This window comes from Peribacillus kribbensis DSM 17871, from assembly GCF_000430765.1.
GTDB lineage: Bacteria > Bacillota > Bacilli > Bacillales > DSM-1321 > Paraperibacillus > Paraperibacillus kribbensis.
This window is the reverse complement of sequence record NZ_KE387237.1, coordinates 335,845-357,282: the sequence shown is the minus strand read 5'-3', so window position 1 is coordinate 357,282 and position 21,438 is coordinate 335,845. Positions and strand designations below refer to the sequence as shown.

18 protein-coding genes and 4 pseudogenes are annotated in these 21,438 nt (G+C 38.4%); 5 read left to right on the top strand and 17 right to left on the bottom strand.

The window, feature by feature from the left end:
* Positions 1 to 91: 91 nt before the first annotated feature.
* The 8 genes and pseudogenes from H539_RS0112940 to H539_RS28465 form a co-directional block, all read right to left on the bottom strand.
* A complete protein-coding gene (locus H539_RS0112940) occupies positions 92 to 868 on the bottom strand; it encodes an SDR family oxidoreductase (protein WP_026693867.1) in 777 nt (258 codons plus the stop codon).
* Positions 869 to 1,142: 274 nt separating this feature from the next.
* Positions 1,143 to 2,504: a cytochrome P450 gene (locus H539_RS0112935; protein ID WP_026693866.1), complete on the bottom strand. Its 1,362-nt coding sequence runs from the start codon at positions 2,502 to 2,504 to the stop codon at positions 1,143 to 1,145.
* 1,026 nt (positions 2,505 to 3,530) lie between these two features.
* Positions 3,531 to 3,917: a cupredoxin domain-containing protein gene (locus H539_RS0112930; protein WP_026693865.1), complete on the bottom strand. Its 387-nt coding sequence runs from the start codon at positions 3,915 to 3,917 to the stop codon at positions 3,531 to 3,533.
* 297 nt (positions 3,918 to 4,214) lie between these two features.
* Entirely contained in the window at positions 4,215 to 5,276 is a 1,062-nt protein-coding gene (locus H539_RS0112925; protein WP_026693864.1) for a HupE/UreJ family protein, read from the bottom strand.
* 102 nt (positions 5,277 to 5,378) lie between these two features.
* A complete protein-coding gene (locus H539_RS0112920; RefSeq protein ID WP_026693863.1) occupies positions 5,379 to 6,908 on the bottom strand; it encodes a phosphoesterase in 1,530 nt (509 codons plus the stop codon).
* A 228-nt stretch (positions 6,909 to 7,136) separates the two neighbouring features.
* Entirely contained in the window at positions 7,137 to 7,475 is a 339-nt protein-coding gene (locus tag H539_RS0112915; RefSeq protein ID WP_026693862.1) for a YmaF family protein, read from the bottom strand.
* Positions 7,476 to 7,492: 17 nt separating this feature from the next.
* Positions 7,493 to 8,341: a DUF2935 domain-containing protein gene (locus H539_RS0112910; RefSeq protein ID WP_051348573.1), complete on the bottom strand. Its 849-nt coding sequence runs from the start codon at positions 8,339 to 8,341 to the stop codon at positions 7,493 to 7,495.
* 195 nt (positions 8,342 to 8,536) lie between these two features.
* Positions 8,537 to 9,455: pseudogene (locus H539_RS28465) on the bottom strand (cation diffusion facilitator family transporter).
* A 269-nt stretch (positions 9,456 to 9,724) separates the two neighbouring features.
* Here H539_RS28465 and H539_RS28460 point away from each other — a divergent pair.
* Positions 9,725 to 10,276, top strand: a pseudogene (locus tag H539_RS28460) (NAD(P)H-dependent oxidoreductase).
* Between the two features lie 39 nt (positions 10,277 to 10,315).
* On the opposite strand, the gene H539_RS0112895 reads toward H539_RS28460, so the two are convergent.
* The 3 genes from H539_RS0112895 to H539_RS0112880 form a co-directional block, all read right to left on the bottom strand.
* Complete coding sequence (locus H539_RS0112895) at positions 10,316 to 10,729, bottom strand: hypothetical protein (protein WP_026693860.1); 414 nt, start codon at positions 10,727 to 10,729, stop codon at positions 10,316 to 10,318.
* Complete coding sequence (locus H539_RS28455) at positions 10,719 to 12,224, bottom strand: FTR1 family iron permease (RefSeq protein WP_035322542.1); 1,506 nt, start codon at positions 12,222 to 12,224, stop codon at positions 10,719 to 10,721. The genes H539_RS0112895 and H539_RS28455 overlap by 11 nt, the downstream gene beginning before the upstream one ends.
* Positions 12,225 to 13,054: 830 nt before the next feature.
* Entirely contained in the window at positions 13,055 to 13,924 is an 870-nt protein-coding gene (locus tag H539_RS0112880) for a cation diffusion facilitator family transporter (protein ID WP_026693858.1), read from the bottom strand.
* 351 nt (positions 13,925 to 14,275) lie between these two features.
* Between H539_RS0112880 and H539_RS32815 the strand changes: the two are divergent.
* Positions 14,276 to 14,587: pseudogene (locus tag H539_RS32815) on the top strand (cupin domain-containing protein); the annotation flags it as partial.
* A gap of 250 nt (positions 14,588 to 14,837) precedes the next feature.
* Here H539_RS32815 and H539_RS0112875 read toward each other — a convergent pair.
* From H539_RS0112875 to H539_RS0112865, 3 genes are all read right to left on the bottom strand, one after another.
* The gene (locus H539_RS0112875) at positions 14,838 to 15,797 is read right to left on the bottom strand and encodes a metallophosphoesterase (RefSeq protein ID WP_245602179.1); all 960 of its coding nucleotides are present in this window, start codon (positions 15,795 to 15,797) and stop codon (positions 14,838 to 14,840) included.
* 433 nt (positions 15,798 to 16,230) lie between these two features.
* On the bottom strand, positions 16,231 to 16,785 hold the full coding sequence (locus H539_RS0112870; RefSeq protein ID WP_026693856.1) for a hypothetical protein: 555 nt from the start codon (positions 16,783 to 16,785) through the stop codon (positions 16,231 to 16,233).
* An 80-nt stretch (positions 16,786 to 16,865) separates the two neighbouring features.
* Complete coding sequence (locus H539_RS0112865; protein WP_026693855.1) at positions 16,866 to 17,402, bottom strand: hypothetical protein; 537 nt, start codon at positions 17,400 to 17,402, stop codon at positions 16,866 to 16,868.
* Between the two features lie 378 nt (positions 17,403 to 17,780).
* Between H539_RS0112865 and H539_RS0112860 the strand changes: the two genes are divergently transcribed.
* The 3 genes and pseudogenes from H539_RS0112860 to H539_RS0112855 all read left to right on the top strand — a co-directional run bounded on the left by H539_RS0112860 (position 17,781) and on the right by H539_RS0112855 (position 18,647).
* On the top strand, positions 17,781 to 18,113 hold the full coding sequence (locus H539_RS0112860) for a YolD-like family protein (RefSeq protein ID WP_026693854.1): 333 nt from the start codon (positions 17,781 to 17,783) through the stop codon (positions 18,111 to 18,113).
* Positions 18,114 to 18,332: 219 nt separating this feature from the next.
* A pseudogene (locus tag H539_RS33430) lies at positions 18,333 to 18,404 on the top strand (hypothetical protein); the annotation flags it as partial.
* A gap of 12 nt (positions 18,405 to 18,416) precedes the next feature.
* Complete coding sequence (locus H539_RS0112855) at positions 18,417 to 18,647, top strand: hypothetical protein (RefSeq protein ID WP_051348561.1); 231 nt, start codon at positions 18,417 to 18,419, stop codon at positions 18,645 to 18,647.
* Between the two features lie 502 nt (positions 18,648 to 19,149).
* Here the strand turns inward: H539_RS0112855 and arsC are convergent.
* From arsC to H539_RS0112835, 3 genes are read right to left on the bottom strand one after another with little or no spacing between them, the layout of a single operon-like run.
* A complete protein-coding gene (gene arsC, locus H539_RS0112845) occupies positions 19,150 to 19,569 on the bottom strand; it encodes an arsenate reductase (thioredoxin) (protein ID WP_026693852.1) in 420 nt (139 codons plus the stop codon).
* Between the two features lie 31 nt (positions 19,570 to 19,600).
* Positions 19,601 to 20,899 (bottom strand): arsenic transporter, encoded by a 1,299-nt coding sequence (locus H539_RS0112840; RefSeq protein WP_026693851.1) that lies wholly within the window; start codon positions 20,897 to 20,899, stop codon positions 19,601 to 19,603.
* A gap of 18 nt (positions 20,900 to 20,917) precedes the next feature.
* Positions 20,918 to 21,262, bottom strand: coding sequence for an ArsR/SmtB family transcription factor (locus tag H539_RS0112835; protein ID WP_026693850.1), 345 nt, complete (start codon positions 21,260 to 21,262; stop codon positions 20,918 to 20,920).
* Positions 21,263 to 21,438: the final 176 nt, after the last annotated feature.

The window sequence follows — 21,438 nt, the reverse complement described above, 5'->3', positions numbered from 1 at the left end:
TATACTATTTCGTAACTATAAACGCAATTGGGCATAGTTCGCTTAAAGAAAAATCCGATTTTTGATGGTCAGGACGTTGAAAAATGTCGTTTTATACATTTGCTGTTATGCCCCCGTCCACGTTTAAGATTTGCCCCGTCATGTAATCGGAGGCATGGGAGGCCAGTAAGACGGTCACACCCTTCAAATCGGTATCATTGCCATATCGTCCAATTGGTATATGCGACTCGATTTTCAGACGGGGTTTTTCCAATACTGGTTGTGACATCTCTGTTGGAAAAAATCCTGGAGCAATGGCATTCACCTGTATTCCATACCTAGCGAGTTTGACACTCAGGTCTTTCGTCAAGGTAATGACGGCACCTTTGCTCGTATTATATGGGACAGCCTGCATAACGGCTGGCGACGAACCGCCATAACCTGCTATAGAGGCTATATTGATGATCTTGCCGTAACCTTGCTTGATCATGACCCTGGCGGCTGCCTGTGAAAATAAGAACGATCCCAGGACGTTTACATCCATTACGTCTTTCCATTGCTGCTCCGTTATCTCTAACACTGGGGCAATAAAGGCTGTCCCGCTGTTATTGATCAGGATATCAACCTTGCCGAATGTTCCCAATGTTTGGTCGATTACATCTTCTATATCTGCCTTTTTGCTTACATCACATTGGCAGGCAATAGAGTTGACCCCCATTTCCTTCAATTTTCGGCTCACTTCCATACATGCTTTCACATTTCGTGAACACACAACGATGTCTGCACCAGCTTCCGCCAGTGCCATCGCCATTTGCTTCCCCAGTCCTCTTCCGCCCCCAGTGACAATGGCGGTCTTGCCGCTTAAATCAAATAATTGTTTGATATTAATGTTGAGCCCCCCAGTCGGTAGTTCTTCCACAAAAATGAAATCGTCCTTATTAAAAATATTGACCTCTCATCCTTTTAATGGCCATTCTCATCGCTGTCTCTATCGATTCCCCGATTCTTTGGTATCCTTCTGTGAAATCCATGTTGAACATAGTTTTACAGATAATCCTAAGTGTTATGTTCATCATGTCCTCAGTGATGATCCTTTCTTCCCCGTGTTTCCACTTAAAAAAATAATCGGTTGTTAAATCCCTTTTATAATGTCGCTGCTTGGATTATTCTGTATCTCCTGCAATTTGTTTTCTCTCCTCTACCACCATTCTTAACCCGCCCTTTGGCCTTAAAGTTATTGAAGGAAAAGGTTTCACTATTTGCCCTGGTGAAACTAATTTATACTTTTGAAGTATGACCGCAAGAACAAGAACGGCCTCCATTAAGGCAAAGTGATTTCCAATGCAGACCCTTGGCCCGCCGCCAAATGGAAAATAAGCAAAGGATGGAATCGTCCTAAGGTAGTTATTTTCAAACCTTTCAGGGATAAATTTTTCCGGCTCCGGAAAGAATTCGCTTTTTCGGTGCATAATATATTGGCTTGTAAGCACCATATCGTTTTTCTTGAATTTATAGCCATTTATTTCGATATCTTTCGCAACTTTTCGGCCAGTAAAAAACCCAGGCGGATACATTCTTAAGGATTCCCAAACAACATTTTGAGTGTATGTCAGCTTCATAAAGTCCTCGGGTCTCGGGCTTTTGTCCCCTAACACTTTTTGAATCTCCCTGTACAGTTTCCCTTCTGCCTCTGGGTTTTGTGAGAGTAAATATAATGTCCACGATAAGGCGTTGGCAGTCGTTTCATGCCCGGCAAGAAATATCGTCATCAACTCATCCCGGACCTGTGCGTCCGTCATGCCAATTCCATCCTCTGACCTGGCAGCCAAAAGTATCTCCAGCATATCCTTTTCGCTGCCCTTCCCTTCTCTTCTTTCTCCAATTAGGCTGTATAGGGCGTTATCAAGTTCTTTTACTGCTTTTTTAAATTTGCGATTGTTTTTGGTTGGAATCCATAATGGAAGGCTATATAAATTTCTCATTCTTTTAATAGCCATTCGCATGGAAGTTTCTATAGAATCACCAATAATCTGATAACCATCTTCGAACTCTTTGCTAAACATGGTTTTTGATACAATGGCAAGAGTAAGATCCATCATATCATGAGTAATGATCCGCTCTTCTCCATTTTTCCAGGCTGATGTATAACTTTTAGCAATATCAATCATATCCTGACCGTACTTCATGATTTCAGTCTTTTTGAACGAGGGCTGAATCAATCTTCTCTGACGCAGGTGAAATTCTTTATCGCTTGTCAGTAACCCCTCACCTACAATAGGTTTCATCGACTTAAAATCGTCTGACTTAACAAAATGATTTTGCTTAGTGACAAGTACTTCTTTAATCATCTCTGGATTTGAAATAAAGTACACTTTCTGAAATGGGCCAAAACGGAATTTGGCTACCTCGCCATACTCAGCAGCTAGGTCAGCCATGAATCCCAGTGGATCAGCCTGGAACATTTTTGTATGGCCTGTAAAGAGCTTTCCTTTAGGACCCAGAACCTTCTTTTCTGACTTCTGCAAGTTTGTAATTCCCCCTTGATGTCTGTATGTAATCCCATCATATGGGGGAAAGAAACCACGGCTTGTACTTTCGCAATAAAATTTTTAAAAAGTATGCATCTCCCAATACTAATTAAACCGTATCCTTCTTCAACTAATCTGACACTTAAGTGAATTAATAAAAAAGCCGCAGAAGCAGCCGAAAGATCTTTAACCAACGCACCTGTTAGTTAAGCCACATGTACTAATCAATAAAAGAAGGGGTAGATAAAAAATGGAGGGACGAGAATAACTGCAACAATAGTAAACTACCCTAAGCCTAAATGCATTTCCTTATGGGATAAAGTTTTATTTCTATTGAACAACAAAGATATTAATCCAATTATAAGACCAAAAATTAAAGGAAAAGTAACTTCATCATATGGTAAAACTATGTAATATTTCTCCTTAGAAACTCAAAGAACCCAAAAAGTAATACGCTCAACATGGCATAACCCCTAGATATAATTTCATTTTCTTTCTCCTATGCCACCACATTTTACTATTTTGGAATTTAAAGCATATCTATTTTTTATCCTGTTCAACAACGCACCCGTTGAAGAATAGTAATTTTAGTCCAATTGGGGTAACATTTTAATAAATTTGGTATTCAGTAAACCCTTGAGGATATAAAAACTATGTACCTCTGTTCTCCTTGAATGGGTTGATGGCTTCCTCCTTAACATCAACCAACAGTTTTCTTTTCTTTACGGGTCTGATGTTTAACAATTCCTTGCTATGGTGAATATAGTATCAAGAGCAGGGCTTCACCTACACGAATGGGCTACTGTACAAACCAGCTGCCTTGCTCCTTTTTTTGTATAGCGTGTCGCCAGCACAAAATAGGAAAACGAAAATTCCTGAATGAATAAAGGGACTCCATAATATGGATCCCTTTTTTATTAATTAATCAATACTATCCTTTAATGTAGCTAAGAAAAAAGGACAAGTACCTTTAGACTTGTCCTCAGAAATTCTTTTAATTCCTATCTGGCCTATTTGGCCCTCCTACTTGACTATTATTTTTCCAGCCATTCCTTCCTGTAAGTGATACCGACATATCAGATCATATGTACCAGTAATTTTTGGTGTGACGGTAATAGTTAGTTCTTTTCCTCGCAGGACTTCGGCGTCTATACCGAGGTTTTTCACTGTGAAGGTGTGCTTTTTCTTCCCATTATTTTTCAGTATCAACGTTGTGGTTCTTGCATTAGGAATAGTAATTAGTTTCGGATTAAAATAATCATCATTCAACTCGACCATCTGTTTCACTGGCTCAATAGGCTGTGTTACTCCCCTGGATACAGCAAATACACTAAGTGAGTCTGGAGTTGCCATAATCACGGTGAAGACAAGTATAACGACTAACTTTGATAAGCATTTTACGACAGACATTTACGATACCTCCTTTCCTATGACTATTTTTTCTAAACTCATAAAAAATTATCACTATAAATTGGTTTTAACCTGCTTTAATTAGTATTTTTACAATAGTAATATATTGCAAAAACATTTATGGGATAAAATAAGATCTAAGGGAGGGGATATTAGATGATAAGATATTATTGTACAATGTGTTTGACCATATTTAAGATGAATTCAAAATGTAAAATATGCGGCTGTAAAAACATGAAAAAAATTAAAGTCAATATTCAAAAGCAAAGTGCTTAAGAATATTGACTTCTTTATTGTCTAAAAGGCTCTTTGAAAAAACCATACCAGTCCGAATGCTAATATTCCGATGGAGGTGCTAGGAATTACCCAATTAATTGGTTTGAATGTCAATTTTTTTACCCAAAATATAACCGGGAAACTTAAAGAAACAATAATCAACTGGCCTATTTCTATTCCCACATTGAAAGATAAAAGGGAAGCAGCCATATGATTTACATCTAATCTCATTTCCGATAAAATCCCTGCAAATCCAAATCCATGAATTAATCCGAAGCCAAAGGCCAGCCAAGGCTGATGCTTTGAGTCCTTATTAAAAATATTTAGAAGTGCGACATAAATAATGCTTAAAGCAATCGCTGACTCTACAAGCCTCACAGGAAGGTGAACGATTTGAAGAGTAGCAAGAGCGAGGGTAATACTGTGTGCAATGGTAAATGCAGTAACTAAGGATAAAATGTGCCGAATCGTTTTTGCACCAAAAAGTAAACTTATGACAAACAAGATATGGTCATACCCGGTAAAAATATGTTTTAAGCCTAGGACTAAAAATTGTTTAACACTCTGAAAGGTGCTCAGTTCTCCAATCTTTACCTCTCTTGATTCAAAGGTTAAAATCTTTTCTTGCTGCTTCCCATTCATTTTAACCGTTGCATAATTGGCGTGGCTTGGGTCTGAATCATCCATAAACATGTTGTACGTTAGCTCTAATTTTTCTGGTCGATGCTGGATTTTATAGTTCAAGTCAATAACTGCAAACGGCCGTTCTTTAATCATTTCTATATCTGTCTTTTCCACAGTACCCTCAATCGGCTGGCCGTCTGAATATAGTTTTATATGAGCATTTATATATTCCTGCAGAACCTTATGATTAATTAACTCCTTCTCATCTGTTTCCTTATTTAGGGCATGTCCTAATTCTTCTAAATCCAGCTTCAATTTATAATCTAAGGATTTATCTTTCACTTCAATGTTCGAAAAGCCCTCACTATTATTGGTATGTGCAGAAGCTAATTTAGGAGATAACGAGAAACAACTAAATAAAAGGATGACGATTAATAAAGGGGCCCATAAATTTTTCAAGATGTCACACCCATTTCTTAACTTTTTCAAAGTTTCTATTCTACAAGGGAAAGACGAGGAGTTTTTTGCCCCTCGCCGAGTATTCGTGTATACCTTCATAAATTATTTAGACTTAATAAAAATTGGGTTGGAGTAGAACCAAAGGTCATTCCATAGATTTTCCCCTTTGGGGTCTGCAGCTGGTTCTAATTGATCAGTATTTGTACCACGAAGGCGAATGTAGCTGTCTTTATTAACATTCTTTAACGTATAAGAAATTGTGATATATTCACCATCTTGTTTCCAATCACTTTCCGTGAAACGCTTTACGACTTTTGTGGTAGGGTTAATAGCAGATGAGCGGTCCTCAACTTTACCATTAACTTCTCCCATAATTAAATCCACGCGTTTTACATTTGGCTTATCTCCATGAGAGTTCGCAGCTTTTGGATCTCTCAGACGAACGGTTACCTTTACATCATTAGATTTCTTACCTGGAAGCGTCAGAGTCTCACCAATTGATGCCGAATTACCCTTTGCTTCAGCATGTAAAGGAGTTTTTCCAACTGCTTGTGCTTTAACATCAAGTTCCGAAATCAGGTCACCTGTTGTTACGAATACATGGCCATTACGAAGATTCTCCATGACATCCTTATAGTTCTTGGTGGCCTTTACATAAGTCTTTGAATACTCACCAGGCCAGAAATCACTGCCTCCGTCACGCCAGTTTACATGGGAGTCAGAAGAAGCAGTAATCCACCAATGTCTGCCTTCACCTAACATAGAATCCCATAAACCACCAACTTTAGCCGTCATTTGGTCATAACCACCTAATGTCGGAGATTTACTGTAAGAGCCACGTGTACCATTCGGGTCCTGAGAACCGTCTGGATTAATGGAAGCCGCCTGATGCCCCGGTGCCCCTTCCATACCTATAGAGATATTTGGAGCTGTATCGTTCCAATTACGGAATTCCTGCGGTGTATCTTCTCCCCATTTGCTATCACCAGTTGCAGAACGGGAAGGATGATGAGCTATTTGGATTGGCAGCTCGTCCATTTGTTTCATATAGTTAAGGGCGTCAATCATAGTAGACTCTGTATTTCGGCTGCCATCATTAGGATAAGGCTCATGGGTGTTGAACTTACTTTCAATGTCATAAAGTGTTTGGGATTCTTTATCACCTTTTGGAACAATTATAGAACTGTGGTCCGCTGCAGGTGTATCAAATTCCATACCGAAGAATTGGAGAAGATCAGGAACTGCTTGACGAGACTTCAGCAATTCAGGATATGCTTGCTCCAAGTTAACCTTTGAATGGTTCGGACCACCATGATCAGTCGCAACCATCCAATCAAGCCCATACTTCTTAGCATTTTCTGCATTCTTTACGATTGGATAAATGGCATCTCCTCCTCGAATAGGGGTTGGAGGATTTGTGGAGTTGTCCCATCCTACACTCCACTCACTATGTATGTGGGCATCACCAGCAAGCCATGATGCACCATTCTTTTTCCTGTCTTCTTTTGAGGCTGACTGTGCTTCTGCTCTCTGATTTCCTCCCTCATGAAATAAAGTTTGGGTTGTGAGGGCGGTGGTTGCAAGAACCGCTGTTGCAATGATTGGAACAGCCTTTTTTAATCGTGATTTCACCTTATTACCTCCTTAAAATTTTTTCTGACTATTAACATAGTAGAGTAGGAGTGTTAGGAGAAAACAAATATTATGCAAATAAATTGTAAATTTTCATTAATTAACCATTACATTAACAAGAATGATTCCTAGTAAATGAATTTCAAATCTAATAACAAAAAGACGTATGCTGAGCAAACGTCTCTCCTTAAAACCTCTATGTCTGATCATAAGTTTATCTTTGAATAGTTACTCATTCCCAGGAGCAGGTTGATCAACACCATGTACCCGATGCCTGTGGCCGTCATCAATGGTTGTATAGAAATCGTAGTAATGTACATGCATCCCATTCCCAACTGGTATTGCTGGCCCCGAAGTGGCTCTGTAAAAATGGGTATGCCCATCCTCAAAAACTACATAACCTTCTGTGTGATGAACATGACTGCCATCCTGTGTTGGGATTGCTGGTGATACAACATCCAAACACTGGTGTACATGGCCATCTGCAATACCGGTATAATCCACGGAACCATGGGTATGCTTAGGAACAAAACCTGGTACAAAATCATCTTTACTTACCATATTCATACCTCCTAAACGACCGTTTAACGCTGTTCACTAATTTTCTTTTGATTTAATCGGTCTTCCAATACTTTAATCATATATAGGAAATGTCCCGCTTCCCTAAGAACATGGTCGGCCAGGAGGGGATTAATAACATTACGGATTTGGCAGGATTTAATCAGTTCCAAGCCGGCCTTTTTAAAGGCTTGAAGCTCAGTTGTAGCATTTTCACTATCTTTATTCATTTTTCCTATTATTGGGTATGTAGGCTGTTTGTGATATAACATTGATTCTACATCTCTTGCTTGATTTAGAAGTGTTTCAAAGTCGTCTCCAAATTTTCTTGATACATTTACTAAATTTCTTTCTGATTGATCAAGCAATGAGGCAATAAAACGAGAATGTTCCATCATTATTCTAAGCCAAAATACATTTTCATTTATTATGGCATCTTGAATCGGCTCCAAGATCCCCTTGTTAAATTTTTTTAATGTCCGCATAAAATATTCTGCTTCCCTCGCAATGTGGTCAACGAGTAAAGGGAAATTGAAGCCACTGATTTTACAATTTATTATTAAAATGAGAAGATTCCTCTTAAAATTTCGAAATCCATGGACCAGTTCAATACTCTCTTCGTTAAACCTTCTCACAACCTCCACATTATTTGCCAGTTGATACGATTTTCTTTCATGCTGCTCAAAGTAATGATAAAAACGGTCAGCTGCTTGAATATGCTGAGTATCTTTCCTGTTGAAACCTTCACCTAAAAATAAAGCATGTTCTTTCATAATTCTTAGCCAGAATCTATTTTCGGTAAGTGAACGTTCGATAAAAAGCTGTTCCGAGAGAGACTCCGGTTTTGCACCAAAAGACTCAGGGGAAATCAACATTTGGTTGAACTGCTCTTCTGTAATATGGCCAGGGATTGCATTCTGCCTTTCCAATTCTCATCCTCCTTGCCGGTCTCAGTTGTTGTCTAATTGGGTCCTAAGAATTAAATATGCTGTTTCCCCCTTATTCATGTTCAATTAGTTATAAAACAAAAGAAAACACCCCCCTTCCTCACATGGGGGATGTTAAAGACTTTAACCATTTTTATGTTGATGATTTTCTTCAGGATAGAAAGGATTTAAGTGGATTAGCACTTCAGAAATATTCGTATATCGATTCATTAAGGTATATTTTATACTCCTGGTAAGATCATGGCCTTGCTTGATTGTTTTATCGTGGTCAATGCTTAACCGTACATCTACAAGGATATCTTTTCCAAGCTCCCTTGCACGTATCTTATCAATCCGTTTCACTTCTTTAAAATCTAAGATAACAGAATAATAATCATTAAGAATGTTATTATCGATGTTACGCTCTAATAATATATCAAAGGATTCTACCAGCATTTCTTTTGCTATTTTCAGGATGAGGTAGGCCACAAATATACTGGCCAGCTTATCACCATATAAAAGAAACTCTACGTTGGTTTTTCCACCAAGGATAGATAAAATTACACCCGCTGCTGCCGCAAGAGAGGCAACGATGTCTGCCTTATGATCGAATGCAATCGCTTCAATCGCTTTACTATTATGTATGGTTTTTAGCTGCCTTTAAGGAGAACTTGTAGAGCCAGTGTTTCAGCCCATATGAAATAAGAGCTGCCCATAATGCAAGAAGGCTTGGAGATGCAATAGGATGGAAGAATCCTCTAATAGCATCAACAACAATATATATGGATACTAAAACCAAAATAATCCCAACGAGACCTGATACAATGACTTCTACTTTTCCATGGCCATAAGGATGTTCCTTATCTGCTGGCTTTTCAGCAAGTTTTAATACTAAAAGTACAATGACTGAGGCGAAAACATCTGCCGCGGAGTGAATACCGTCTGCAAATACAGATTCACTATCTCCTAACCAGCCAAATCCTATTTTACCAACCATTAATATGATATTGCTTATAACACTAATCCATGCCACTCTTCTGACAATAGTTCCCCTTTTATTCAAAAGAACCACTCCCCAAAAATACTATACTTAAATAATAACTCCCGCATGTTGTGTGGGTCTATAGAAACAAAATTACATGAAACAAACCTTTTATCCTAAAGGAAATTTTATTAGAAAGAGCAAAAAAAGTTGGGTGTGAGAAACTATTGTAAAAAATTGATTAAATAAGTTTGTACTGAATATAAAGGAGGTATTCATGCAATCATAAGGCTATGTCTCCTATTAGGGCTTAGTGAAATTTTTTAAGTAAGGAAAGGAAGGATGAAACCATGTCAACTCTGCTTTATATCACTGCACATCCTCACGATGATACACATTCATTTAGTATGGCTGCTGGCAAAGCCTTTATAAGTGAGTATCGAGAAGCTAATCCAAATGATGAAGTGATTAATCTGGATTTATATAAGTGTCAGCAGAAATAAATTGTTCCACGAGTTCAGATAAACGCCCTACTTTAGCCTGTTCCTCGCTGGGTATTTGTAACGCCAATGTGGAATTTTTCGTTCCCTCCAATTATGAAGGCGTATATTGATGCGATTTGTGTGGCGGGAAAAACTTTTAAATATACCGAACAAGGACCCATTGGCCTATTGACCGATAAGAAGGCATTACACATCCAGGCAAGAGGCGGAATTTATTCAGAAGGTCCTGCTGCAGATATGGAGATGGGGCACAGATACTTAGGCATAATCATGCAGTTCTTTGGAATTCCAACATTCGATGGTCATTTCATTGAAGGACATAACCAATTTCCTGATAAAGCAATGGAAATCAAAGAAAAAGGAATGGAAGAAGCAAAAAATCGAGCTAGATCTTTCTAATAAAAAAACGCCTTTCTATAGGCGTTTTTTTCAATATCTTTATTTTAGCTTTTCAACATCATTAAGGATCTTGTTTAATTCATCAGCCGCTGATGAAAGAGTCTTTTGGTCAAGCGGCTCCGCTTTTGCTCCAGCCTCAATTATACTTAATGGTGTTTCTACTTTTTCATACAATTCCGGACTTTTGTCTTTTACTCCATCCTCAAATTTCTGCCATGTTTCTTCTAGTTCTGTTCCGCTTTGCTTCGCCTTTGCCGAATCTTTAGAAGATACTTGTGTTTTAAAATCCGCTAATGTCGCTTTCATTTCCTTTGCACCTTGACTTACAGAGGCTGTTTTCGATGCTGGTTCGCCCTTCTTTTCATTAGAGCTGCTTTCCTTTGATGCACCACATGCAGCCAGAGTAAAAGCTGATGCTAAAATCATTGGAATAATTAATTTCTTAGACTTCATTTAATTTTCCCCCAGTGGTAACGATATTTGAACTTGATTGGTCTTTTCTTTTGTTTATAATAGCGGCGATAACCGCAATAATCACTAAAATTATTTGTGGTGTAAAACTCTCCCAGGTAGAGTAAACTGCAAAAAAGTCAATGGTTGGTATGGGTGCCTGCGTAGCTGGCAGTAGGCCGGCAAGCTGCAAACCATGTATGCCCATTCCCGTAAATTTAATACACAAGTAAAACATCAGAATACTAGACACAAGAAAGAACGGACGCATGGGTATTTTTAAACCGACTTTTAGAATTAAATAGGATAATACAGCTAGAATAAGCAGCCCAATTACAATCCCCAGGATAAGTTCTGCCAATTTAATGGACGATGCCATGCCAATAAAAAATAAGACAGTCTCAGTACCTTCACGGAAAACAGCGAGGAAAGACAGGACAGCTAATGAGACAAGGCTGCCTGTAGCAAGAGCTTTTGTACTTTGTGACCTTATATATCGCTGCCACTCGGTAATGCTCGACTTACTATGCAGCCAATAACTCATATAAAGAAGCATTATTGCTGCAAAAACACCAGTCCATCCTGCAATCAGGAAGTTATTGCTTCCGAATGCACCGGCAGAAAATAATATATTTACGATAGTGCCCAGAATAATGCTGATTCCAATCCCAGACCCTACGCCCATCCATATCCATCTTTTCTTATCTGCATGTCCTGACTTTCTTAGGAACCCAAGCAGAGCAACTACTACTAATAATGCCTCTAATCCTTCTCTCAAGAGAATGGTAATTGCATCAACCATGTTATAGCTCGTTTTGGCAACAAGAGGTGATAGATAATCCCTCATTCCAGTAATCGTTTTTTTTGCACCATCAACATTAGGTGGATTGGAGGAAAGCATCGCATAGGAAGATACCATATCTCGTTCAGCATCTCCATAAATCTTAGAAGACTGGGTAAGGACTACCCCCTCCACATTCAGCCAGGATTGACGAAATTTTTCAATATCAGCTTTAGCTCCATCTATATCATTATTTTTAATTTTAGAGAGTGATTGATTAAGTAGAGTAACTAATTTAGAAATATCCTCATCGTTACCAGACGGTGCTTTTTGTGAAGATGTACTTGGGAACTTACCCTCTATAAACTTTTGATTCATATTCTTTAATTGTATAAGTGCGTTCTTCACTTTATCTTTACTTACCGGCTGCTGGGCGAAAGCAAAGGAAACCTGGCCCATATTATCTTCAATCTCATGATAAGCCTCCTGAGATTTTTTTTTGACTCCTTCTTCAATGGAAACCCAATTGGACGTGTATGCCTTATACTGTTCAGCTGCTGCTTTTGTGTCCCCGTTATTTAAGGAGCTGATGATTTGATCAATTTTTTTATTAGCGTTGGTAATATCCTCCGACGTACTTGCAGCAAAAATGCTTATAGGGGACATTACCAAAGCTAACAACAAAGCGAAAACTGTACTGAATAACTTTTTCTTCATGACTGCCTCCCTTATGTAACAATGTTTATTTATTTATAATCATTCTAATTGAAAACTATTCTCAATTAACTTATATAAATCATAAAACAATTGAGAATGATTGTCAATATCAAAACTCAAAAAAGCTGGGCGAGCTGGTGCTCACATTGGTCTTATTTCTCATTTTTAATACTGGCAGTTGCCAATATTATTCTAGAAACATATCATGTATAGAAACATCAATAAGATGCTTCATTTCATTTTTCTTCAATGCGTATATTCGGATACGTATATAAGAGACAGGCTAGTTCTGTCTCTTTTTTTTATGCTATATTTAGCCTGAGCCTCCCAAATAAAAAAACGAATTTTTATGATCGCAATGTCACATAAATTTATAAAATACATATTTTAATAAGTGACACAAAGTTTATTCCTTTACGGAAAACCATAAAAAAAGAGCCTGGTGGCTCTTCTTTATGGTTTAATTTTATTGAAGAACATTAGGCTAAGTACTCTTAATAAACTGTTTAACAGTAATTATAATAAGATCAATAATTAAAGAAAATATAAGAGTCCAAAAACCCAATTCCACCTATTAATTCCAAACTTGCAGTCATGTCTGCTATAAACTCAGGAAGGCCTATACCATCAAACCAGCCTGCTTCTCCAAGTGATGCTGTACTTCTTTTATGCTTGGTTCGCTCCAAATAATGTTCATTTTTTTTGCTTCGTGTGTTTACCAAAAAAACGATGCAATCCCTTTTGAACTTTAAAATCTTTAAATAGATTTTCGACTCCCCACAAATTGTAGTGATAAAGCCTCATAAATCAAGGTATTTGCAAGGTACAGATTAGTTTGGTTCCACATGTACGTGAACATCATAGATGTCGTATTCATTCTTTAACTTCGTTTCTACTTTCGTTGCTATATCGTGTGCTTGTCTCAGTTTCAATTCAGAGTTAACAAGTATCACCATATCAACTACCGTATTATTTCCGTAGTTCCTTGCCTTGACATCCTTAACTTCATTCACACCTTGGACAGCTAAAGTAGTACCTTTAAATTTCTTAACCAGCTCTTCATCAAAGGCATCTGTAAGGTACAGAGAAGCATCTCGGAATATACCCCATGCTGTTTTACAAATTAACAGTCCGACTATAAGAGCTGCCACAGGGTCCAACCATGTTAAATGAAATTGAGATCCAAATATACCAACCGCTGTACCAATACTAACCCAGGCATCAGAAAGATTGTCTTTCGCAGCAGCCATTACTGATTGGCTGTTAATTTTTTTAGCCATACTTCGATTATATCTATATACAAAATACATAATCCCTGCACAAAAGAGACCTGTCCAGGCGGCGGTCAAGTCCGGTGTTAGATTATTTTTTTCAAAAATGGAAGTAATAGCTGAATAAAGTACTTGCAAACCAACAGCCATCATAATAAAAGAAGCGATCATCGAAGCCACTGTTTCAGCCTTCCAGTGACCATACTGGTGATTCTTATCAGCCGGTTTTCGGGAGAATCTTAAACCGATAAGAACCGCTATCGAGGCGATTATATCTGTAGTATTATTTAGACCGTCCGCCTTTAAGGCTTCAGAATTAGCTGTGTACCCAATAAATAGCTTCAAAGCGGATAGACAAATGTAAGCAATAATACTAATAACTGCTGCTCTTTCTCCTAATTTTAAGTCATTATATTTTTTTTGGTCCATTAGTATCTCCCCTAAAAATTCATCATAACAATTAAATTTCATGTGGGTCTCCAGCAACCTTTTTTGTAGTATCAATAAAAATAACTTAAACTAAATAGATTTTTCACTAAGGCAAATTTACTTTAATTACTACTAGTAAGGTGCTTATACTTATAACCAAAAACGCACTTTTTTAATCCTCCCGTTTTCAATATCCCCGCCTGTATACTTAATAATCAGCAAGTCGGGTGATATTTAATATGTATTTTTTGTAACTTTCCGTATTTAAAGTAGTAAAAAATTTTTTTTGAGGAAATAGAAGGAGTGAATGGGGTACTACTTATTCGTTTGACCGTTTGACGAATTTGATTTGTGAAAAGTGAGGTACAAACACTAACAGAGGGTAATGGAAAATACCTATTATATCCTTATTTCCCATTCCAAGATAATCGACGAATTGAGGTTTATTCCATTGAAATAGAAAAAAGGCGGGTATCTTAGTTCGGAATCCCACGGAGAAGGAACTGAAGAGTTTTTAACTGTTTTTGATGGTGAATTAACAGTAAAGCAGATAGACCTCATTCTTATCATAATTCTGGAGAAATATTAACTCGATTAAGTATGGTTATACACTATACATCCCCGTTTTTGGGAACGGGGGATTTTTATTGTTATTCTTATTAATGGAACAATACGTTGTTAAACTAATCTGCCCATTAAAAAAACAATAAAAAGCTGCCAAGGCAGCTTTGGGATCTCTAACTTACATCACAAAGTTGTAAAGCAGAAATATTGATATACAGAGTATTTATTACTATAGACAAGGAGTAAAATGATAGCCCTTGTCATAGTTCATGTTTTTATCGATTAACGGTGTTCACCGTCATATTGTTCCTCATGCTCATCTTCTTCGTGTTCGCCATTTTTGGTGTTTTTAGTGTTGTTTTTGAAAAGGGTTGACATCGATTGTACGGTCCGCCACCCTGCCAAATCCATCAATTTCTAAGCGGTCCTTAAACGCTTTTACGATTGCGTAGGCATTAGTATCAGGCGTATCCAGCATACCTTCGAAATTTACATATTTGATTCCGTTTTTCTCTCCGTAATTACCTGCATGATTATGACCATTGAAGTACGCCACCACATTACCCGCAGACTCCAATTCTTGCATGATTTCAGAATCGTTCCATGCGTTATGCTCGTTGGCGGGGTAAACCGGATGGTGTCCGATAATTACAACTTTTTCATGGTTCTTAGCAGACTTCTTTAGAACGTTATGTAGCCACGTCATTTGCTCAGTGCCCACTCCCCCATTCCATGGCTGGGCATTTTTGGCTCCGCTCGCCTTCAACTGGTTATACATCTTTTCAGCTTGTTGGTATTTCGGGGAACCTGGTTCATTCGCATACATGCTTATATCATTTGTGTCAAGTACGACAAAACGCCAGCCCTTTTCGGCAAAGTCGTAATATTGGTTCTTCATACCTAAAATATCTACCACTTCATCTGTCGGTACGGCGAAATCGTGATTTCCGAGAAGGTGATATTTTTTTCCTTCAATCTTATTGAAATATGGAAGAATGGTGTTGAAGCTTTCTACGTTACGGTCGATTAGATCACCCGTTTGCACGGTGAACTCAAGGTTATGCTGATTGAGTGTAGCCGTTGCTTCCTGCAGTTTGCTTATGGAATTTCGATAATAACGCACACCCGATGGATCACAATCGCAATATTGAACGTCCGAGATTAGCCCGAATTCAAAGGAAGGTTTTTTGTTTGCATGTTCGTTATTTGCTGCCGAGGCTGGGCTTGCCGCAAATAAAGATAGTCCCAGTGCAGCAGAAGCACTCATAAACATAAACTTTTGGGCGATGTTTTTTTTTCTTTGTTTCATTAACACTTAGATATTCCCCTTTCGTCTTTCAGATTACTATTTTATGATAAAGCAAAAAAGTCAGTAAATTGCAATTTTTACAGAACGTTTAATTAGACTTTACAATAATTTCAAGTCTTAACATAAGGATAGGTCTAAAAGACGTTGCATTTTGACGACCGTTCTGACCACAAAACCAGTTACCTTGCTCATTTACATAATATTTTCTTCATACATTTCATCAGAACAAGTCTTACCCGGTGCAAGTTTGTCCTAGCTACTGAAATAATAGGTCCTATAAAAAAAAGCAACCAGTAAAAACTGGTTAACTCTATAATACGAACGCACCCTTCAGTTCAAGAAGCATGTTTTTCTTGAAGCGATGTTAGGATTCCAGGTTATGATCAGTTTCTCCAATTATTTTTATTGCTTGGTCGCTACATGTGCCTTTGGATTAATCGATTACTGCTTTCAGTTTATCTTTTTCCGTATCATAGTAACCCAAATGAGTGTCGGTCTTCTCAGAATAGGTTTGGTAGCTTCCTTTAGGTTCCTCGCCTAATTTAGCATAGGAGATGAAATGAGCATACATTGATACTACATGTGTGTAAGCTTTCTCATACTTGGATGGAGGATTTCGTAAATCCTTCATGGTATCACGGACAACTTCCCGGATGGATTCTAATTCCTTGAGATTCCCATCCTCTTTAAAAATATCATATTGCATATTGATGGCCTCATCGAAATCCCAAGCTGTTTCCCCGTTGTCCATTTCGTACCCGTAATCGCTCTCAATGGCACCATTCCAGACTTCTTCGTATTGATCAACCATGACTTCTGCTTTTTTAATACCGATTTCCATTTGGTCCATGGCTTTAAATAGGTCGGATTTGTACATTTGGTTGGAAATAAGGTTATACAACATGAATGCCACAATTAAAACGATAACCGCAGCTATGCTCACCTTTTGCACGCCATACTTTTCGACTTGCTGTTTCATAATGTTCAATTGAATTCCCCCCTGTATAATTGGTACTATCTTAGTTAATGGGACATAAAAGCTAAGATGGTCTGTAAAAAATTATTGTCTTATAAAATGGCTGCCATTTCTTTATTGGCTTGTTCCATAAAGATGGCACCTTGATTCATATGATTTAAGCATTGCTGCATTAGCTCTGTATCCAATACCTCAATAGCATGGTAATAGTTATCAACAACGAATTGAAATTCATTCATAGCGTTGAGCACTAGAGAATGGGCAGTTTTTACGGAAGGTGGCGGAGTTAAGGATTTAACGGTAGTTATGTTCATTTGCATGACAGTGAGATTATCGTGAAGATCTTGTTTCCATTTGCTATCGGAAAAGAGTTGTGAATTTTCGGAGGCTTGGGTGTTCAACTGAGAGAACTGAAACATGGAGATAGCGAATTCCTTTAATTCCGCTGACATTGCACCGCCGTATTTAGATTTCTCGGACTCTATGTCAATGGCTGGCTTAGAGGGAGGGGCGGTTTCTGCGACTGCTGGTGCGGGTGTCGTTTTAATCCTGCCATGATTAGTAGTATCTGCAGTAGAGCTGCATCCTGTGACCAATAAAAGGGTTAATAAAGCCATGCTTTTTTTCATAAGGATCCTCCTAAGGGTTAAAAGTTTATAAAATATAACTTTATGATGGAACATAAAGAGATATTAAAAAGAAGACCGAACTCCATACTCTTTTAGCTTCTTGTTCCTGGAGCTACCTTCTGGAACCCTCCGTAGAGATCCGAAAAAAACAGTTCTTTTAATTTTGTCGCTAGCTTATGGCTGCCATAGCATTCTCGAGACTTCAGTGTGTATTTTCTTATGAGGAAATCATCAAATTTACTAATTCCATATGCAAAACTATTTCCCGATTCTCTATTCATACACAGTAAATTTAGGATCGACATTTTAAAACAGATGAATTTTCCTTTTACAAAAGAACAAATGTTCTTATATACTTAAAGTAAGGAAAGATTCAAGATGATACGCGACCGAGGAAATATAAAATGGACCAGTCTAATGCTTCCTGAACATGTGAGCTTGCTGAGAAAGTTTGCAAATGAGGAATATTATGATGAGCCTGAGTCTTTGAATGATGAACAGCATTCGGAAGAAATGGATAATCTCATTGCAGAATCGATGGAATTTACCTTCCCTCTGCTCATTCAATTTTATAGAAGTAAACGAATGCACGTAGTCTTAGGGTTCGTTCACTTTGTAGATGAAATAAAAAAGCAGCTCCGTGTACTGGCTAGCAATGGACAATTACATACTCTTACCTTCACGTCAATTAAAAATGTGACCAAGGTATAATTCACTTAACTGGCCTTTCTTCAAACTCCAAGTTTTCTTGCTTGTTGTTGAAAATCCACCGCCTATATTCGTGAAACAGTCCAATTTAAATTAAAATCTTAAGGAAAGTTCTAAAAAATGAGCAGGAATTAAAATACATAACAACGAACACTTATCTCACATACGTATTTATATACTTAGGAATGGGGGGGAAGCGGTGATAAATAATTTTGTGAAAAAATCCGCACTTTAAGAGAAAAAAAGGGGATTTCCTTAAATGAATATGCTAAAAGGTTAGGTGTTTCTTCTGGATATTTAAGTAATTTGGAAACAGGTAAAACGGAAAAGGTTCCCTTAACGCTTTTGGAAACCCTCCAAAATGATTTTGTCATCCTCCCAATGGCCTCCACAGAACAGGGAGAAGATGATTTTTCACACCGTTTAAGCAGAATTAGCCAGCAACACCGTAATTTGATGACCAAAAACTCAGAGGCTGCTGAGTTTCTATTGGCCTCCTATGAGCACGGGCTGATTTATTTTTTGAATAAAAAGTAAAAGAAAGAGCCTGAAAACAGGCTCTTTTTATAATGATGGGTATCTTCCTGAATCAAAACCCCTATAAATCTGGTAGTAATAAAATCATCTTGTATTTAACTATACTGATTTAGAGATTTTCTCAAGAGAAGTTCATAAAGAAAAGGAGCCATTATAAGGCCCTTTGATTTAACAGCAATTCCCTGTATTCCCCAACAGCACAAGCCCTGACTTGTCTCCAGCCAAATCAAGAATCAAGGTTTCTGTATTAGGCTGAATCATTGGGTCGATTGCTACAAGTATTCCATTGATTGATTCAGTACTATCATCCTTATCTGGCTCGTCCAGAGCCAGCCCTACTCTCGGCTGTCCTCAGCCATAGCCTGCGAAATAAACACGAATGTTCTTGGCATTATGTTTTTCGAACATCTGCTGCAATATGTCGCGAGCCTGATCTGTGATTTCCAATGTTCATCTTCCTTTCAATTTAGTTTATCTCTATTCCATACCCTATTGAACGCGATTATTTGCCTGTTTCAGAAAAGGTTTTAATACGATTCCCAATTTCATCGCGTACACGTTGGAAGAATGCCCATTTTTCTTCTTCGGTCCCCTGTGCTTTAGCTGGGTCGTCAAAGCCCCAATGATCCCGTTTTACATGAGGAGGAGTCATCGGACATTTGTCTGCAGCATCCCCACACAGTGTTACAACGAAATCAGCATTATTCAAAATTTCAGGGTCGATAATATCCGACGTTTGCTTCGAAATGTCGATTCCCACTTCATTCATGGCCTTCACAGCGTTGGGATTTAGTCCGTGTGCTTCAATTCCAGCACTTAGTACTCTCCATTCGTCCCCTAGATATTTTTTTGCCCATCCTTCCGCCATTTGGCTGCGGCATGAGTTACCCGTACATAAGAAATAAATGGTTTTTTGTGCCATGATGAATTGCTCCTTTGTAGGTAGATTTATTTTAATGAATGATTAATAACCAAATATATAGACCCACCAATGTGATGAAAAGGGTAGGGATCGTTAATACAATGCCGGTTTTGAAATACGTTCCCCATGAAATCTTGACTCCTTTTTGGGACAATACGTGAATCCACAGCAGGGTAGCCAACGATCCTATTGGGGTAATTTTAGGTCCCAAATCAGAACCAATGACATTGGCATAGATAAGCCCTTCTTTCATGATACCTGTCGTATGTGTACCTGCAATCGCCAAGGCATCAATCATGACGGTTGGCATGTTATTCATAAGGGAGGACAAAAAGGCTGCAATGAAGCCCATCGAAATGGTGCCGACAAATAATCCCTGGCCGGCAGCAGCATGAATAACATCTGCTAATACATTCGTTAAACCTACGTTACGCAGCCCATAAACGACCACATACAACCCTATAGAGAAGAAAACGATGGCCCATGGTGCCCCTTTTATAACGGTTCTGGTATTGACGGCCCGACTTTGTTTGGCCATCAGTAAGAAAAAGATCGCTATAATGCCGGCAATAAAGGAAACCGGTATGCTCACCAACTCACTGATGAAATATCCCACTAGAAGGATGGCTAATACAAGCCAGGACAATCGGAACATGCCTCTATCTTTTATCGCATCAGCTGGCTTTTTTAATTGCTCCATATCGTATTGCTTTGGTATGCTCTTTCGGAAGTTCAAGTAAAGGACAAGAATACTTGCGATCAGAGAGAATAAATCAGGTACGATCATCCGCGAAGCGAATTCTGCAAACCCCACTCCAAAGAAATCTGCAGATACGATATTCACCAGGTTACTTACCACAAGTGGCAGGGAAGTTGTATCGGCAATGAACCCGCTGGCAATGATAAACGGAAAGATGAATTTATCTTCTAGTTTCAAGTTCCGAACCATCGCTAGTACGATAGGTGTTAGAATCAGAGCTGCTCCATCGTTAGCAAAAAATGCGGCAACAAGGGCTCCTAGAACGCTGACATAGACAAACATCTTAATGCCATTTCCCTTAGCCGCTCTAGCCATATGAAGGGCTGCCCACTCAAAGAACCCTATTTCATCAAGAATTAAAGAAATAATAATAATGGCGATGAATGCCAGTGTAGCATTCCAAACGATATGGGTTACGCTGACAACATCGTGAAAGTCCACAACACCTGCAATGAGAGCGAGTATAGCCCCGCCGCAGGCAGTCCATCCAATTCCCAACCCTTTTGGCTGCCATATGACGAGCGTCAGGGTGATCAGGAAGATGATACTTGCTAAGATAATAGAAACCACTGTATGGGATCCTCCTTGTTAGTCACAGCAGATTCTTTTTCCCTGTGCCTCTAATTCCTCTAACTTGAATTTTTGGCTTGGAATTTGTTCAATTACCTTCTGAACAAAATCAAGAAATGGGTAGGTTTTGTTTAGTGAATAGAAGATCCATTGTCCTCTTCTGGATTCACTCACCAAACCAACATCTTTCAATTTTCTCAAGTGCTGGCTGACCGCCGGCTGAGTCATTTGAAATAGATCAACAAATTCACAGACACAGCATTCCTGTTCGGAAACTATCTTTACGATACCAAGCCGGGTTTTATCTCCCAAGAGTTTTAGAATATTCGCTGCCGTGTCGATATCTGGTGATGTTGTTTGCATACTCCCACCTCACATAAGTAAATAATTATTTACGCATTTCAAGTTTCGTCATCATTATATAAGTATATCCTTATGGATACAACCTTAATGGTTCCATCTTTACATTAGCTTTACAAAAGCAGCTTTTCCATTGCCATGAAATCCACAAATTCCCCGTCGAGCATGCCCGCTCTTTA

Bases quoted from the DNA above. Each gene is read 5' to 3' on its own strand.
- H539_RS0112835 (WP_026693850.1), bottom strand. From the start codon at position 21,262: ATGCAAACAACATCACCAGATATCGACACGGCAGCGAATATTCTAAAA.
- H539_RS28455 (WP_035322542.1), bottom strand. From the start codon at position 12,224: ATGAAGAAAAAGTTATTCAGTACAGTTTTCGCTTTGTTGTTAGCTTTG.
- H539_RS0112915 (WP_026693862.1), bottom strand. From the start codon at position 7,475: ATGAATATGGTAAGTAAAGATGATTTTGTACCAGGTTTTGTTCCTAAG.
- H539_RS0112880 (WP_026693858.1), bottom strand. From the start codon at position 13,924: ATGGACCAAAAAAAATATAATGACTTAAAATTAGGAGAAAGAGCAGCA.
- H539_RS0112875 (WP_245602179.1), bottom strand. From the start codon at position 15,797: ATGAAACAAAGAAAAAAAAACATCGCCCAAAAGTTTATGTTTATGAGT.
- arsC (WP_026693852.1), bottom strand. From the start codon at position 19,569: ATGGCACAAAAAACCATTTATTTCTTATGTACGGGTAACTCATGCCGC.
- H539_RS0112895 (WP_026693860.1), bottom strand. From the start codon at position 10,729: ATGAAGTCTAAGAAATTAATTATTCCAATGATTTTAGCATCAGCTTTT.
- H539_RS0112910 (WP_051348573.1), bottom strand. From the start codon at position 8,341: ATGTTGATTTCCCCTGAGTCTTTTGGTGCAAAACCGGAGTCTCTCTCG.
- H539_RS0112930 (WP_026693865.1), bottom strand. From the start codon at position 3,917: ATGTCTGTCGTAAAATGCTTATCAAAGTTAGTCGTTATACTTGTCTTC.
- H539_RS0112860 (WP_026693854.1), top strand. From the start codon at position 17,781: ATGATACGCGACCGAGGAAATATAAAATGGACCAGTCTAATGCTTCCT.
- H539_RS0112865 (WP_026693855.1), bottom strand. From the start codon at position 17,402: ATGAAAAAAAGCATGGCTTTATTAACCCTTTTATTGGTCACAGGATGC.